Source organism: Paracoccus angustae (genome assembly GCF_042648745.1).
Taxonomy (GTDB): Bacteria; Pseudomonadota; Alphaproteobacteria; order Rhodobacterales; family Rhodobacteraceae; genus Paracoccus; species Paracoccus angustae.
This window is the reverse complement of record NZ_JBHRXY010000006.1, coordinates 156,966-170,371: the sequence shown is the minus strand read 5'-3', so window position 1 is coordinate 170,371 and position 13,406 is coordinate 156,966. Positions and strand designations below refer to the sequence as shown.

At 68.8% G+C, this 13,406-nt stretch carries 19 protein-coding genes; all 19 read right to left on the bottom strand.

Annotated features, from left to right (window positions below):
• Positions 1-3 precede the first annotated feature (3 nt).
• The 19 genes from ACFOM8_RS10335 to fabF all read right to left on the bottom strand — a co-directional run bounded on the left by ACFOM8_RS10335 (position 4) and on the right by fabF (position 13,381).
• Complete coding sequence (locus ACFOM8_RS10335) at positions 4-432, bottom strand: peptidase (RefSeq protein ID WP_377761270.1); 429 nt, start codon at positions 430-432, stop codon at positions 4-6.
• Positions 425-1,258 carry a DUF2163 domain-containing protein gene (locus ACFOM8_RS10330; RefSeq protein WP_377761269.1) on the bottom strand — a complete coding sequence of 278 codons (834 nt, stop codon included), beginning with the start codon at positions 1,256-1,258 and terminating at the stop codon, positions 425-427. The genes ACFOM8_RS10335 and ACFOM8_RS10330 overlap by 8 nt, the downstream gene beginning before the upstream one ends.
• A complete protein-coding gene (locus ACFOM8_RS10325; RefSeq protein WP_377761268.1) occupies positions 1,255-1,887 on the bottom strand; it encodes a phage distal tail protein, Rcc01695 family in 633 nt (210 codons plus the stop codon). Before ACFOM8_RS10325 ends, ACFOM8_RS10330 begins: the two co-directional genes overlap by 4 nt.
• Before the next feature lie 10 nt (positions 1,888-1,897).
• Positions 1,898-2,554, bottom strand: a complete 657-nt coding sequence (locus tag ACFOM8_RS10320) for a phage tail tape measure protein (protein ID WP_377761267.1) — start codon at positions 2,552-2,554, stop codon at positions 1,898-1,900.
• A gap of 13 nt (positions 2,555-2,567) precedes the next feature.
• Entirely contained in the window at positions 2,568-2,786 is a 219-nt protein-coding gene (locus tag ACFOM8_RS10315; RefSeq protein WP_377761266.1) for a rcc01693 family protein, read from the bottom strand.
• On the bottom strand, positions 2,783-3,097 hold the full coding sequence (locus tag ACFOM8_RS10310; RefSeq protein ID WP_377761265.1) for a gene transfer agent family protein: 315 nt from the start codon (positions 3,095-3,097) through the stop codon (positions 2,783-2,785). The genes ACFOM8_RS10315 and ACFOM8_RS10310 overlap by 4 nt, the downstream gene beginning before the upstream one ends.
• Positions 3,094-3,510, bottom strand: a complete 417-nt coding sequence (locus ACFOM8_RS10305) for a phage major tail protein, TP901-1 family (protein WP_207465775.1) — start codon at positions 3,508-3,510, stop codon at positions 3,094-3,096. The genes ACFOM8_RS10310 and ACFOM8_RS10305 overlap by 4 nt, the downstream gene beginning before the upstream one ends.
• An 11-nt stretch (positions 3,511-3,521) precedes the next feature.
• Positions 3,522-3,941 (bottom strand): DUF3168 domain-containing protein, encoded by a 420-nt coding sequence (locus ACFOM8_RS10300; protein ID WP_377761264.1) that lies wholly within the window; start codon positions 3,939-3,941, stop codon positions 3,522-3,524.
• Positions 3,938-4,276, bottom strand: a complete 339-nt coding sequence (locus tag ACFOM8_RS10295; protein WP_377761263.1) for a head-tail adaptor protein — start codon at positions 4,274-4,276, stop codon at positions 3,938-3,940. The genes ACFOM8_RS10300 and ACFOM8_RS10295 overlap by 4 nt, the downstream gene beginning before the upstream one ends.
• Positions 4,273-4,890, bottom strand: coding sequence for a head-tail connector protein (locus tag ACFOM8_RS10290; protein ID WP_377761262.1), 618 nt, complete (start codon positions 4,888-4,890; stop codon positions 4,273-4,275). Before ACFOM8_RS10290 ends, ACFOM8_RS10295 begins: the two co-directional genes overlap by 4 nt.
• 189 nt (positions 4,891-5,079) lie before the next feature.
• Positions 5,080-6,243 (bottom strand): phage major capsid protein, encoded by a 1,164-nt coding sequence (locus ACFOM8_RS10285; protein ID WP_377761261.1) that lies wholly within the window; start codon positions 6,241-6,243, stop codon positions 5,080-5,082.
• 115 nt (positions 6,244-6,358) lie between these two features.
• The gene (locus ACFOM8_RS10280) at positions 6,359-6,886 is read right to left on the bottom strand and encodes an HK97 family phage prohead protease (RefSeq protein WP_377761260.1); all 528 of its coding nucleotides are present in this window, start codon (positions 6,884-6,886) and stop codon (positions 6,359-6,361) included.
• 3 nt (positions 6,887-6,889) lie between these two features.
• Positions 6,890-7,123, bottom strand: coding sequence for a GTA head formation protein, RCAP_rcc01685 family (locus tag ACFOM8_RS10275; RefSeq protein WP_130989394.1), 234 nt, complete (start codon positions 7,121-7,123; stop codon positions 6,890-6,892).
• Positions 7,124-7,127: 4 nt separating this feature from the next.
• Positions 7,128-8,312, bottom strand: coding sequence for a phage portal protein (locus ACFOM8_RS10270; protein WP_377761259.1), 1,185 nt, complete (start codon positions 8,310-8,312; stop codon positions 7,128-7,130).
• A gap of 102 nt (positions 8,313-8,414) precedes the next feature.
• Positions 8,415-9,755: a DNA-packaging protein gene (locus ACFOM8_RS10265; protein ID WP_377761258.1), complete on the bottom strand. Its 1,341-nt coding sequence runs from the start codon at positions 9,753-9,755 to the stop codon at positions 8,415-8,417.
• Positions 9,706-10,125, bottom strand: coding sequence for a permease (locus ACFOM8_RS10260; RefSeq protein WP_377761257.1), 420 nt, complete (start codon positions 10,123-10,125; stop codon positions 9,706-9,708). The genes ACFOM8_RS10265 and ACFOM8_RS10260 overlap by 50 nt, the downstream gene beginning before the upstream one ends.
• Positions 10,126-10,381: 256 nt before the next feature.
• Positions 10,382-10,819, bottom strand: coding sequence for a hypothetical protein (locus ACFOM8_RS10255; RefSeq protein WP_377761256.1), 438 nt, complete (start codon positions 10,817-10,819; stop codon positions 10,382-10,384).
• A gap of 118 nt (positions 10,820-10,937) precedes the next feature.
• On the bottom strand, positions 10,938-12,122 hold the full coding sequence (gene mltG / locus ACFOM8_RS10250) for an endolytic transglycosylase MltG (protein WP_377761255.1): 1,185 nt from the start codon (positions 12,120-12,122) through the stop codon (positions 10,938-10,940).
• Positions 12,119-13,381: a beta-ketoacyl-ACP synthase II gene (gene fabF, locus ACFOM8_RS10245; RefSeq protein WP_377761254.1), complete on the bottom strand. Its 1,263-nt coding sequence runs from the start codon at positions 13,379-13,381 to the stop codon at positions 12,119-12,121. The genes mltG and fabF overlap by 4 nt, the downstream gene beginning before the upstream one ends.
• Positions 13,382-13,406: the final 25 nt, after the last annotated feature.

The window sequence follows — 13,406 nt, the reverse complement described above, 5'->3', positions numbered from 1 at the left end:
GATTCAGGGAAAGCGGAACCGGGCTGCGATCCGGTTCTGCCAGGGCGTCGTCAACGGGCTGTCGATGACGCCATGCGCGTTATAGGCATGGATGAAACGCGGGGCCTCGCCCGCGCCGGACAGAATGCCCAGATGCTTGGCGACCGCGCCCGCCCGCATCCTGAACAACAGCACGTCGCCGGGCAGCCACTCGGCGTCGCGATCGACCGGAACCAGATGACGCAACGCGGCGGCCATCAGAACCTCCTGCGCCCCGCCCTCGCCCCAGTCGGGCGTGTAGGGCGGCGGCGCCTCGGGTTCGCAGCCATGGCGTTCCCGCCAGATGCCGCGGATCAGCCCCAGGCAATCGCAAGCGACGCCCTTGGTGCTGGCCTGGTGCCGATAGGGCGTGCCGATCCATGCCCGCGCGATGGAAACCACATCCTCAGCCACGGCTTCCTCCCGCCTGCGGCGCTATGATCCAGTCTTCGGACGGCAGATGAGGGAAGCCGCGGAAGTTCAGGAAGTTGCCGAATTTGTCGCGGCATGTCGCGGCCCGCTTGTCGCAACCCGCGACCAGCCGGACGCGATCGCCCGCGACCGGCGCGATCCCCAAACCCTGCCACAGCTCGATCTCGCGCCCGCCGCCCGCAAGGGCGATGTCGTTCTTGATCGTGGCGCGCAAACCCTCGGCTCCGCCCCCCAGGACCAGCAGGCGGCCCCGCTCGAACCAGCCCGCCTCATAGGCCGAAAAGCCCGAGAACCGCAGAACGCGCCCGTCCTCCACCTCGGCGATGGCGGCTTCCGCCGTGAAGGTCTCGCCCGACAGCGCCAGCTTGCAGCGGCCATCGCCCAGACGCGCCGAACAGCGGGGATGAAATACCCGGCCCCGCGCGGCGTTCAGCGGTTCCGACAACCCGCGAAGCTCGGCGCGGAACGCGCCCTGAGACCGCGAGATCTCGCCCAGGCTGCCCGCAAAGACCAGCCGCCGGGCGGACATGTCGGTCCAGTCCACCTCCCACATCCTCACCTGGGCACCGTCCCAGCGGCCCGCCAGCACGTCGCGTTCCGTGATCGCGTCGTCGGACAGCGCCCCTTCGGCTTCCGAATTGTCGACCGAAAGCCCCGTCGCCTGGACCAGCGCCCGGGCCGACATGCCGTGATCGGGGCGGAACCGGATCCCGTCGAAGGTCAGCACCGCGTCATGATCGGTAAAGCCCAGCACCATCCCGTCCGCGCGGCGCACCATCCAGGCGCGCGCAATCGTGGTCGCCGTCATACCCGCACCTCGATCACCGGAATGGCGGGCATCTCGCCCGCCTGGAAGGATGCCACCGACACCGCGATGCGGTCGGTATCGAACCGCACCGGCACGTCGAACTCATAGCCCGCGGTGATTTCGGCGCCGGGCTGAGGCGCCTCGGCGAAGGTGATCAGCCCCCGCGCGTGATCCACCGCATAGTGCGCGCCCGGATAAACCTCGTTGCCACCGATCCCGGCGCGCACCGTGTCCTTGACCGGCTTGCTGATCGGCCGCCCATAGCTGCCCGGCCCCGACGAATAGGTCTTGATCAGCTGAAAGACCTTCGTGACGCCATTCCCCTGGGCGATCACCTGATCGTCAAAGGCGGGCGTGCGCGACGGCAGGCAGCTCTTGTAGTCCGACCAGTCCTTCCACCGGAAGCCGTGCAACTGGCCGGCCCGCGCCTCGAAAAAGGCGACCAGAGCAGACAGGTCGTCCAGCGACCGCAGCCCCATGCCCGCGTCGTATCGGCGGCGAGCGTGGGCCCAAGGGGTGTTGCGCTCCTCGAACCCGCTGGCCAGGGCCACGATCTCGGTCCGGCGTTCGGGACCGCCGACAGAGCCGAAGGACAGGTTCGCCGGAAATCTTACCTCGTGAAATGCCATCTCGGCCCTCTCAGCTGTTGCGCTCGCCGCGCGCCAGGACGCGGCCAAGCTGGGCGGCGATCTGCGACTGACTGCGCTGGAAGCCCGCGACATCGGGCGTGGTCACGTTGACCGTGACGTTCATCGGCCGCGACCCGCCGCCGGCTGCGGCCACGCCCAGACGGCCGTCGGCGCCCCGGCGCAGCGGCATGATCGCCTCGGGGCCCGCTTCGCCCATCAGGCCGGTCGCGCCGCGCATCGGGAAATGCGTGGGCTGGCTGACCACCCCGCCCTTGGCGAAGGGCATCACGCGGCCTTGCACGAAGGCTCCGCCGTTGGCAAAGGGCATGGCCCCCGACAGCATCCCGCCCAGGCCCTGCGCCAGCGATCCCGCCAAGGCGTTTTCCACCGGCTTCATCGCCATGGAAAATACCGTGTCCGCAATCGACCGCCCGATGCCCTTCAGCGCATCCGACAGCTTTTCGCCGTCGAAGATCAGCCCGTCAAAGGCACGCCGCAGCCCGCCCTCGATGCCGCTGCTCAGCGATCCCACCTCGCGCGCGGTCATCGTCACCGACTGCCGCAACCGCTCCATCTCCGCCTCGAAGGCGGCGGTCATGCGGCTGGTGTTGCTGAAACCCTCGTCCAGATCGTCCAGGGTCGAACTGAACCCATCCTTGTTGGCCATAGCCCCTCGCCCCTTATCCAGATGTTTCCGTTGGCCCTTCATGCTGGCGCGCATCGGGATAGCGCGCGGCCAGTTCCGCCAGCCGGTCCCGCGTCATGGCGGGCGGGCCCGCCTCGACCCCCAGCATCAGCGCCAGCTCGGCGGGCGTCAGCGCCCAGAACTGATCCGGGCGCAGGCCCAGGCTCCGCATCCCGGCCCGCATCAGGCCGGGCCAGTCCAGGCCGCCGCTCATGCGGCGATCCGAAAGGCCCGCGCCAGAAGCTCGGCCGCGGCGCGCCCCGCGGCCACCGGTCCGCCGCCGATCTCGACCGTCAGCAGGTCGGCCGCCGTGCCCCGCCAGCCGCCGCCGCGCAGCCCCGCGACCAGCACCGCCAGCACGTCGCGGCTGCTGAAGCGGCCCGACTCGAACCGCGCGGCGATCGCCATCAGGCTGTCGGCGCCCAGGTCATGCTCCAGTTCGGCCAGGGCACCCAGCGTCAGCCGGGCGACATGGGCGGTGCCGTCCAGCACCACCTCGACCTCTCCGCGCAGGGGGTTCGTCATGGCAGCGCCACAAAGGTCAGCGCCCCCGCCGAAGCCATCGTCACCTCATAGGTCGCCTCGCCGTTGTAGCTGCCCGCATATTCCAGCGCGGTGATCTGGAACGGCCCCTCGACCGTGCCGAAATCCGGGATCACCACCTGGAACCGAGGCACCTCTCCGTCAAAGAAGATCTGCCGCGCCCGGCCGTCGGTATTGGCGTCCCGGAACACCCCCGAGCCGGAAATCGAGGCGCTGCGCACCCCCGCCCCGCCCAGCAATTCGCGCCAGCCGCCCTCGCTTTCCAGACTGGTCACATCGACCGTCTCGGCGTTGAACGACAGGCGCGAGGCGCGAAGGCCCGCAATGGTCTCGAACGCGCCGTCCCCGGTCATGTCCATCTTGATCAGCAGATCGCGTCCATTCTGTGCCGCCATGGCTTTTCTCCTCAGCCCAGATCAATCCGCGCGCGAAAGGTCAGATCGACCCGCCGCGCCGCACCGTTTTCCACCCGGCGCGCCCGGGCGCGCAGGAACCACAGGGCCGTCAGCCGCCCCTTGCTCAGCGCCAGTTGCGCCTGGTCCAGCGCCTCGGCCACGGCGGCGGCGGCAGCCTTGACGGCAGCGAAGCCCCCGTCCTGCCCGGCCCCCGACAGAACCGAGACGACGAAGTCATGCCGCGATCCCGCCGCCGTCATGTCGCCCGCGTCCGCCACATCCTCGGGGCCAAGCGAGACATAAACGCCCGCAGGCGCCTCGACCGGCATGGCGTCGAAGATCGAATCGCCCACCAGATCAAGCAGCGCCGGATCAGTGCGCAGATGCTGGTAAACCGCCCCTTGCAGGGCGACGCTTGCCGCATAGCTCATGCCTGTTTCTCCTCTCGGGCAAAGCAGGTCAGCCACAGGCCGGACGCGTCGCGCTCGGCCACGGCCTCGATGGCGAACAGGCGCGGCCCCATCCGCAGCCGCTGGCCCGCCGCCGGGCGGCGCGGATCGCCGGCACGCGCGCCCCGCACGGTGATCCGCCAGGACACCACGCTTTCGGGACCGACCTCGGCGCCGCGTTCCTGCCCCGCCTGCGCCTTCATCTCGGCCCAGAGCGATCCGATCCGCTGCCAGACCACGCGATAGCCGCCCATCCCGTCGTCCTGCCGGGCCGATCCCTCAAGCTCCAGCCGGACGCTCAGCTTCGGCACGCTCATCGCCGCGCCTCGCGCGCGCCGCGCCCGGCCAGGGTGCGGACCTGCCGCCAGCGTTCGATCAGGGCGCTGACGCCGAAGGGCATCGCGCCTTTCGCGCCATCCTGGCCGCGATCCTCGTAATAGCGCGCCGCCAGCATCAGGACCGCCTGCGCCAGATCGGGGGGAACCGCCGCCCATGTGTCGCCAAAGCCCGCGGTGAAGGTCACGCTGACCAGACCCAGGCGCGGCACATGCGGCAGGATCACGCCGGTGGGCAGGATCATGGGCCGCTGTCCATGCGGCAACAGCCGCCAGTTCTCGGGCGGGACTTCCGTCACCGTGCCCATGCCGTCGTCGATCTCGATCCTTTCGACCGACACCACCGGGGCCAGCGGCAGGGTCTGGCCCAGCCGGTCGCGCCAGTCGTCCAGTTGCATCCGAAAGCGCCGCGTCAGCAGCACCTTGCCCGTGCGCGCCTCGATCGTGGCGATCGCGGCGCGCAGGAACCCTGCCAGGGCCGCATCCTCGGCGCTGTCCTCGGCAATCTCGAAACCCGTTCCAAGCCGCAAATGCTCGCGCAGCGCCGCGACAGGCAGCGCCCCGGCCGCAGGCGCCGTTTCCTCGATCAGCATCATCTCGCGAACCTCCCGTCTTGCTGTCCGCTCGTCATCCACCGGGACAAGGCCCCAAGGCCTTGCCGTCGCTTCAAGACGGGAAAGACCGCGCCCGCGCGCCAGCCATCAGCACGCGCGGACAGTTGCAAAGCCAGAAATGGCCAGCGACCCGCGCGCGGTCTTTCCCTCACCCGTTCCCGCGATCCGGGATCAGGCGAACTGCAACAGCTTGACGGCGCGGAAATCGGTCACGCCGCCGCCCACGCGCTTGGTCGCATAGAACAGCACATGCGGCTTGGCGCTGAACGGATCGCGCAGGACGCGCAGGTCGGGACGCTCGACGATGGTATAGGCGGCGCGGAAGTCGCCAAAGGCCACGGCCAGCGCATCGGTGCCGATGTCGGGCATGTCCTCGCTGATCAGCACGGGATAGCCCAGCAGCTGCGGGGTCTGCCCTGCGGCCAGGGCATCGGTCCACAGGAAGCGGCCGTCGCTGTCCTTCATCTTGCGGATGACCGCCGCCGTTTTCGAGTTCATGACGAAGCTGGCATTGACCCGGTATTCCGCGCCCAGCGCATAGATCAGGTCGATCAGCGCATCCGCAGGGGCGGCGGGGTCGAACCCGCCTGCGTTGCCCGTCTCGATTACGCCGATGGTGCCCGCGCCCGCCGTCGCGTCCAGCGCGGTCGGATAGGACAGGATGCCCTTGGGCTTGGCCACGCCGTCGCCCGCGACAAAGGCCGCGGCCTCGGACCGGGCGAACTTGTCGGCGATGCGCTCGGCCAGCCAGGCTTCGACATCGAAGGCCGCGTCGTCCAGCAGGCGCTGGCTGGCCTTGGGCATGGCCGACAGCTCGTGCAGCGGAATCGAGATGCGCTCGATCTGACCCGGAGTCGTCTCGGCCGTGTCCGTTTCGGTCGCCCAACCCGCGCCCATCTCGTTCTTCTCGACCAGCACCTCATAGCTGGCGGATTCGATGGCCACCACATTGGCCAGCCTGCGCAAGGATGCGCCGGACCGCAGCACGTTCTGCACCGTTTCGGCCACCTGGGGCGCGGCCAGGAAGCCGCCGTCGCTGGCGACCGTCAGGCCCTTCTCCTCGATGGCCAGGCCGCGCAGCCCGTCATCGTCGCCGCTGCGCAGATAGGCGTTGAACGCCTTCTGATGGGGCACCTCGACCTCGGCGGTGGCGGACAACGGGGTGCGGCCACGAAGGGCGGTCTTGCGATCAAGCATGGTCATGCGTTCGTCCTGTGCACTGAGTTTCTTCTGGATGTCGTCACGAAAGCCCTTGAGTTCGCTGACGAACCCCAACATGGCCCCCTTCAGGTCGGCGGCCGTGCCGCCACCCTCCGCGGCTTTCACCTCGGTCATGGTCTTTCTCCTCATCGCGATGATCGGGGATGCCGCCTGTCTTGGCTGCCCCTGCCTTCAGACCGCCGCAGCGATCCAAACCCTTGGGGTGGGATTCCGCCCCCACCCTTGAACCTCAAACCCGCAAGGCTTCCGCAGCCGCCACGAACAGGGCCGCCACCTCGCGCAGGTCGTCCGCCTCCTTGCGGCCCACCTTGGCCTCGGGCAGCATCGGGAACGTCACCAGCGACACCTCCCACAGCTCGACCTCGGCCAGCACCCGAAGGCCCTGCCTGTCGCGCTCCGCCCGGATCGTGCGATAGCCGATGGACAGCCCGTCGATGGCGCCCGCCCCAATCAGCGCCGCGGCCTCGCGCGCCTGCGCCACCTCGGGCAGCAGCCGCCCCTTGACCCACAAGCCCTTCTCGTCCTCGCGGATCTCGTCCCAGACGCCGATGGGCTTTGCCGGATCGTGCTGCCACAGCATTCGCACCTTGTCGCCCTTGGCCGCCAGCCGCGCCAGGGATGCCGCAAAGGCCCCCGGCGCCACCGCGTCACCGCCCTGGTCGGTCAGGCCGAACAGGCTGGCATAGCCCTCGATCGCCTGCCCGTCGGTCAGGACCGGCGCCCCGCCCGCGAATTTCACCTCAAGTCCCGGAACCATCCGTCAGCCTCCTTTCGGCGCGAATTCCAAAATGCCCTGCACCGCCTGCGTCAGGATCACCGCCACGACGCCGTAAACGGTCATCCACAGCCGCCGCTCCAGCCCCTCGATCAGCGCCTCGATCCGCTCCAGCCGCTTTTCCACGGTGCCGAATTGCAGCGCCATGATCCGTTCCTGGGCCTCGAACCGCTGGTCGTGCCAGCCGAAGCTGTCCTTGACGAAACGCGACCCCTCCATGGGATCACGCCTCGGCCAGAGGCGGCAGGCCCAGCAGCGCCCGCTTTTCCGCATCCGTCAGGAACAGCGCCTCGCCGACCCGCCTCCACTGCTGGTCCCTTTCCTCGGCAAGCGCCGGAATGCGGTCGGGATCGGGGCGCAGCTCGATCTCGGCGCCCAGATGCTCTGACAGCCACCAGGCGACCGAGGCCGCAACCCGCGTCGCCAGCGGCAGCACCGTCAGGCGATAGAACGCCCGATGCGCTTCGGCATAGTTGGCATAGGTCGCGTCCCCCGGGATCCCCAGCAGCATCGGCGGCACGCCGAAAGCCAGCGCGATCTCCCGCGCCGCGGCCATCTTCGTCTCGTGGAACTCCATGTCCGAGGGAGAGAACCCCATCGGCTTCCAGTCCAAGCCCCCTTCCAGCAGCATCGGACGCCCGGCGTTGCGCGCGCCCTGGTGGTTCATCTCGATCTCGCCCACCAGCCGGTCGTATTGCTCGGGCGACAGCACCCCCTGCCCGTCCACGCCCTTGTAGACGATCGCGCCCGAAGGCCGCGCCGCATTGTCCAGCAGCGCCTTCGACCAGGCCGAGGCGCTGTTGTGCACATCCAGCGCCACCGCCGCCGCCTGCATGGGCGACAGACCGTAATGGTCATCCTGCGGATGAAAGGATTTCACATGGCAGATCGGATCGGGACTGCCCGTCATGTCGAAGCGATGCTTGCGCCCCCCGACCGAATAATCGTAGGCCACGGGCCAGCCATCCGAGCCCGGCACGATGCTCATCCGGTCGGACCGCAGCACGTGCAGCTCCTCGGGCAACCCCTGGGCACCCAGGCCCGCCGCCTCGACATAGCCGTTCCCCGACAACAGCATCTGCCCGAACAGCGCCTCGAACAGCTCGGCCCGGCCCTGCCCCGGATTGGGCCGGCGCAGCAGATCCAGCACCGGGTGGATGTCGTAACGCCGCTCGCGATCCTCGCAGACCAGCGGCACCGCCGCCGCCGCCTCGGCGATCAGCTTGACGCAACGAAAGCCCACCGGATTGCCCACGAACCCGCCCCGCGTCAGGCTGGCGGTGTCCCGCGACGACCAGACCGCGCGGCCCGCGCCGCTGGCAAGGGCCACGACCCGGCCGGTCGCGCTGGCCTTCCTCTCTGGCGGGGGCGCGTCCTTGCCCTCCCGCGAAAACAACCGAAACGCCATTTCTCGCCTCCATGCCCATGAAAAAGGGCCGGCCCTCAGGCCAGCCCCCTTCATCTTCGTCCAAATATCCCGCGGGGGTCTGGGGGCGCGAAGCCCCCAGCCTCACAACCGACGCATCTGCGGACGACGCCAGCTCGCCCCCGGCTCGATCACCAGCTCGTGGATCGCCCAGACCAGCGCATCCAGCCGGTCGGGCGATCCCCGCCCCTCGAACCCGCGCACCGTCATCTGGCACATCTGGTCCTCCAGCGCGCCCAGCCCGCGCAGGTGCCTGACCCGCCCCTGCTCATAAAGCGCCGCCACCGGCTCCGCCCGCAGCCCCTTGCCCCGCCCGGCGCGCAGCGCCCGGAACGGCACCAGGGGATCCACCTGCCGCACCACCGTCTCGACCAGATCGCCGCCCTGGTTCACCTCGGCCACCAGCCGCTCGGCCCCATGCCGGTCCATCGCGGCGATGGCGGCACGCGCCCAGTCCAGCGGCCCGCCCTTCACGGTCGCGTCCTCCAGCACATAGGCGCGCCAGTCTCCCGGCTCGCCCTCGGCCACGACGCCCGCGACCACGATGCCGCATTCGTCGCTGGCCTTGCCCGCCGTCACCGCCGGATCGACCGCCACCACGACGCGCGACAGCTTCGGCGCGCGGTCCACCCGGCAGCCCTCCAGCATCGCCGTGGTCCACAGCGCGCCTTCCACGTCGTCCAGCAGCACGCCGTCCAGTTCCTGCCGCCCCAGCCGCGTCCCCCCATACCGAGACGCCACCTCCGCCAGAAAGCTTTCGGCCAGATAGGCGCGGTTCGCATCCGTCGGCGCATGGGTCGTGACGGTCGAGGCATTGCCCAGGATCCGCTTCAGCACGCCGACGTTGCGCGGCGTGGTCGTGACCACCTGCTGCGGATGCTCGCCCAGGCGCAGCGCGAATTGCAGCATGTCCCAGACATCCTCGGCCTTCTTCCATTTCGCCAGCTCGTCCGCCCAGGCCGCGTCGAACTGCGGCCCGCGCAAGGCCTCGGGCTCATGCGCGGAATAAACGGTCGCCGTCGCGCCATTGGCCCAGACCAGCCGCTTGCGCCCGGCCTCCCAGACCGGCCGCCGGTCCGGGGGCGAGCAGGCGAGGATCCCGCTTTCCCCGAACACCATCACCTCGCGCACCTGGTCGAAGGTCTCCCCCACCAGGGCCACGCGATGACAGCGCCCGGGTGCGGCGGCACTCGGTCCCTCGACCATCCGCCGCACCCATTCGGACCCGGCGCGGGTCTTGCCCGCGCCGCGCCCGCCCATGATCACCCAGGTCTTCCAACAGCCCTCGGGGGGCAACTGGTGGTCCAGGGCCCAGAATTCGAACAGCCAGGGCAACGCCATCAGCGCGTTTTCCGACAGCCCGCCCAGGAACGCGTCAACTTCCTCCGGCGCGGCGGAGGCAAGCCAGGCGGCGCCCGATTTCATCTCGTGCCGCGTCAAGGTCGAGGCCGCCGCCTCCGATCCCGCCGGCGATATCCTTGCGTAACTTGTCAACCCTGTTCCTTTCCGCCATCAGAAGACCGACCGCCTCGCGGACGACCTTCGCGGTTTGCATGGCTTCCTTCAGTTCGGCGGGATCGACGGCCCCGCTCTGCCGGGCCTCCAACGCGGCCTCGTGACGCTTGAGATCCTTGACATAGGACCAGAACAACCCTTCAGCGACCGCGATGGCCTCGCTGGGATCCATCGCCGCCTCCGCACTCGCAACCGGCTTCACGCCCGTCCGGGCCGGGTGATCCCCGGCCGCGAACGGTCCTTCGGGATCAGCGATCCCGCGCCATTCCATATCGTTCATGCAAACTGTCCCGCCTCGTGTCCTGTCCGCACGAGCCGAAAACTGAAAAAGCGGCCCCAAGGGTCGCCCCCCGGCCGCTTGCCCACTTTTCCCAGCATGTGAATGTTCTACTTCAGGGCGTTCGGTAAGTCAATCGCTAAACCGCAGGGCGCACGGTCAACCAGGGATAAATCATTTCGGACAATCACTTGACCTGCGCAACACCCCACGCAACACCTGCCGGAACCGGCCCGGCAGGCGCAACGGGATCCGCCGCTCACACGTCCTTGGTGCCCTTGCTCTTGCCCCGCGCCTCGGTCGCGGCGGCAATGGCGTTGGCCGCCTCGTCCTGCATCTTCTGCGCGAATCCCACCATCTGCGCGGCATAGGCCTCGGCCCATTCGGGGAAATGCCCCGACTTCATGGCCTGCGCGCGCATTTCCTCGCCCTTTTCGCGCATCTTCTGGAACTGGTCCTCCCAGGTGGACTGCATGACCTGCCACTGGTTGCGGACGTTTTCGCCCGCTTCCTCGAAATAGCCACGGATCTGGCGGTTCATCTCGTCCTGGCGCTGCATGGCGGTCTCCTGCCACTTGCGCGCGCTGGCCAGCATCTCGTCGTTGCGGGCGGTCATCTGGTCCTGCCACTCGGCCACGCGCTGTTCATAGGTGCGGGCGTTCTCGGCCAGGGTGGAAAACATATCGGACAGTTTCATGGCGCATCCTCCTGAAAGGCGACGGCCCGGCGCGGTTCACGCCATGAAAAAGCCCGCCCCTTGCCCGTCAGCCTGCGCAAGGGAACGGGCTTTGTCAAACCCCTTGAACCGCTTGCGCCTATCCGTCGCCCTGCACGGGGCTGGTCGGATCGCCGCCCTGCTGCCGCTCGATCTCGCGCCAGCGCGCCACGGCGGCGTTGTGTTCCTGAAGCGTGCGGGAAAAGGTATGCCCGCCGGTCCCGTCGGCCACGAAGAACAGGTAATCCGTGCTGTCCGGGTTCAGCGCCGCCCGGATCGCCGCGCGCCCGGGATTGGCGATCGGCGTCGGCGGCAGGCCCTCGATCCGATAGGTGTTATAGGGCGTGGGCGCCGCCAGTTCCGACCGGCGCAAGCCGCGGTCCAGAACCCCCCGGCCATTGGTGACGCCATAGATCACCGTCGGGTCGGTCTCCAGCCGCATCCCCTGCTCCAGCCGGTTGACGAAGACGCTGGCGACCTGAGGCCGCTCCTCCGGCAACCCCGTCTCCTTTTCCACGATCGAGGCCATGATCAGCGCCTCCTCGGGCGTTTCATAGGGCAGGCCGAAGGGACGCGCTTCCCATTCGGCGGCCAGGATCTCGGATTGCCGCTGCGCCATCTCGGCCAGCAGGGCGGTGCGGCTGCCGCCCTTCTCGACCTCGTAGGTGTCGGGGGCAAGGCTGCCCTCGGCCGGGATGTCCTCGACCTCGCCGGTCAGGAAGGACGCGGCCTTCAGCGCCTCGACCACCTGCCAGCTGGTCACGCCCTCGGCCATGGCCACCCGCAGCCGCGCGCCCGGCTTGTCCACGGCGGCCGCGATCGCCTCGGGCTGGTCCTCGGTCGCGGGGTTGTAGCGCGCCATTTCCTCGAAGGCGCCCGTTTCGGGGTTCATGTCGCGCAGCAGCACGGTGTTTTCCCGCACCCCCACGCGCACCAGAACCTCGGTCCCGCAGGTGGACGGCCCGCCCGCCGTGATCACGTCGACGATCTGGCTCATGCTGGCGTGCGGCGGCACCAGATAGCTGCCGAACTTCAGATCCCGCGCGCGGTCCAGGTAATCCGTCCCCGCCCGAAAGACATATGAATTGCTGATCGCGCCCTGTTCGACCAGTTGCTGGCTGACCGCGTTCAGGCTGGCGCCGGGCGCCACCTGCACGCATTGCGCCACCGCGCTCGGCCCCGGCCCGCTGAACTGGTGCTTGGCCCAGGCCACCGCCGCCGCCGCCGCGATCAGCAGAACGATCAGCAGCGTCAGGAAATTGGACGCGATGTTGCGCCAGATCATTCCCGGACCGCTCCCAACACCAGCGACGCGTTGGTGCCGCCAAAACCGAAGCTGTTCGACAGCGCCACATCCACCTTGCGCCGCACCGCCGCGTTGGCGGCCAGATCCAGTTTCGGCTCGACCGCCGGGTTGTCCAGATTGATCGTCGGCGGGCAGATCTGGTCGCGCACCGCCAGCACGCAGAAGATCGCCTCGACCGCGCCCGCCGCCCCCAGCAGATGCCCGATGCTCGATTTGGTGGACGACATCACGACATTGTTCGCATGGTCGCCCAGCAGCCGCTCGACCGCGCCCAGTTCGATGGTGTCGGCCATGGTGCTGGTGCCATGCGCGTTGATGTAATCAATCGCCGAAGGCTCCAGCCCGGCGTTCTTCAGCGCGTTCCGCATGGCCCGGAACCCGCCATCGCCATCCTCGGAAGGCGCGGTGATGTGATAGGCATCCCCCGACAAGCCGTAACCCAGCACCTCGGCATAGATCTTCGCGCCCCGCGCCTTGGCGTGCCCGTATTCCTCCAGCACCAGGCAACCCGCGCCCTCTCCCATCACGAACCCGTCGCGGTCCGCGTCATAAGGGCGGCTGGCCGCCTGCGGATCGTTGTCGCGCTTGGTGGACAAGGCCTTGCAGGCGTTGAAGCCCGCGATGCCGATCTCGCTGATCGGGCTTTCGGCCCCGCCCGCGATCATCACGTCGGCATCGCCCAGCATGATCAGCCGCGCCGCGTCCCCGATGGCGTGCGCGCCGGTAGAACAGGCCGTCACGACCGCATGGTTCGGCCCCTTGAAGCCGAACCGGATCGACACCTGCCCGGACACCAGATTGATCAGCGCGCCGGGAATGAAGAAGGGCGAAACCCGCTTGGGCCCGCGCTCCTTGATCAGCACCGCCGTTTCCGCGATCGAGGTCAGCCCGCCGATCCCCGACCCGATCATCACGCCGGTCCGCTCGCGGTCTTCCTCGGTCTGCGGCTCCCAGCCGGAATCCTTCACCGCCTGTTCGGCCGCGGCCATGCCGTACAGGATGAAATCGTCGACCTTGCGCCGGTCCTTCGGCTCCATCCAGTCGTCGGGGTTGAAGGTGCCGTCGTGGCCGTCGCCGAAAGGGATCTCGCAGGCGTATTTCGTCACCACGTCCTTGGGATCGAAGCGCGTGATCCGCCCGGCGCCGGACTGCCCGGCCAGCAGCCGCTCCCATGTGGCCTCGACGCCACAGGCCAGCGGCGTGACCATCCCCAACCCGGTGACAACAACCCTGCGCATCCGCGATGTCCTTCAAGCTGCCAAT

What these genes read in the sequence shown, in the direction of transcription:
- ACFOM8_RS10325 (WP_377761268.1), bottom strand. Translation starts at nt 1,887, where the DNA reads ATGGCATTTCACGAGGTAAGATTTCCGGCGAACCTGTCCTTCGGCTCT.
- fabF (WP_377761254.1), bottom strand. Translation starts at nt 13,381, where the DNA reads ATGCGCAGGGTTGTTGTCACCGGGTTGGGGATGGTCACGCCGCTGGCC.
- ACFOM8_RS10330 (WP_377761269.1), bottom strand. Translation starts at nt 1,258, where the DNA reads ATGACGGCGACCACGATTGCGCGCGCCTGGATGGTGCGCCGCGCGGAC.
- ACFOM8_RS10315 (WP_377761266.1), bottom strand. Translation starts at nt 2,786, where the DNA reads ATGAGCGGCGGCCTGGACTGGCCCGGCCTGATGCGGGCCGGGATGCGG.
- ACFOM8_RS10305 (WP_207465775.1), bottom strand. Translation starts at nt 3,510, where the DNA reads ATGGCGGCACAGAATGGACGCGATCTGCTGATCAAGATGGACATGACC.
- ACFOM8_RS10280 (WP_377761260.1), bottom strand. Translation starts at nt 6,886, where the DNA reads ATGGTTCCGGGACTTGAGGTGAAATTCGCGGGCGGGGCGCCGGTCCTG.
- ACFOM8_RS10300 (WP_377761264.1), bottom strand. Translation starts at nt 3,941, where the DNA reads ATGAGCTATGCGGCAAGCGTCGCCCTGCAAGGGGCGGTTTACCAGCAT.
- ACFOM8_RS10270 (WP_377761259.1), bottom strand. Translation starts at nt 8,312, where the DNA reads ATGGCGTTTCGGTTGTTTTCGCGGGAGGGCAAGGACGCGCCCCCGCCA.
- ACFOM8_RS10295 (WP_377761263.1), bottom strand. Translation starts at nt 4,276, where the DNA reads ATGAGCGTGCCGAAGCTGAGCGTCCGGCTGGAGCTTGAGGGATCGGCC.
- ACFOM8_RS10310 (WP_377761265.1), bottom strand. Translation starts at nt 3,097, where the DNA reads ATGACGAACCCCCTGCGCGGAGAGGTCGAGGTGGTGCTGGACGGCACC.
- ACFOM8_RS10260 (WP_377761257.1), bottom strand. Translation starts at nt 10,125, where the DNA reads ATGAACGATATGGAATGGCGCGGGATCGCTGATCCCGAAGGACCGTTC.
- ACFOM8_RS10275 (WP_130989394.1), bottom strand. Translation starts at nt 7,123, where the DNA reads ATGGAGGGGTCGCGTTTCGTCAAGGACAGCTTCGGCTGGCACGACCAG.
- ACFOM8_RS10290 (WP_377761262.1), bottom strand. Translation starts at nt 4,890, where the DNA reads ATGATGCTGATCGAGGAAACGGCGCCTGCGGCCGGGGCGCTGCCTGTC.
- ACFOM8_RS10255 (WP_377761256.1), bottom strand. Translation starts at nt 10,819, where the DNA reads ATGAAACTGTCCGATATGTTTTCCACCCTGGCCGAGAACGCCCGCACC.
- ACFOM8_RS10320 (WP_377761267.1), bottom strand. Translation starts at nt 2,554, where the DNA reads ATGGCCAACAAGGATGGGTTCAGTTCGACCCTGGACGATCTGGACGAG.
- mltG (WP_377761255.1), bottom strand. Translation starts at nt 12,122, where the DNA reads ATGATCTGGCGCAACATCGCGTCCAATTTCCTGACGCTGCTGATCGTT.
- ACFOM8_RS10285 (WP_377761261.1), bottom strand. Translation starts at nt 6,243, where the DNA reads ATGACCGAGGTGAAAGCCGCGGAGGGTGGCGGCACGGCCGCCGACCTG.
- ACFOM8_RS10265 (WP_377761258.1), bottom strand. Translation starts at nt 9,755, where the DNA reads ATGAAATCGGGCGCCGCCTGGCTTGCCTCCGCCGCGCCGGAGGAAGTT.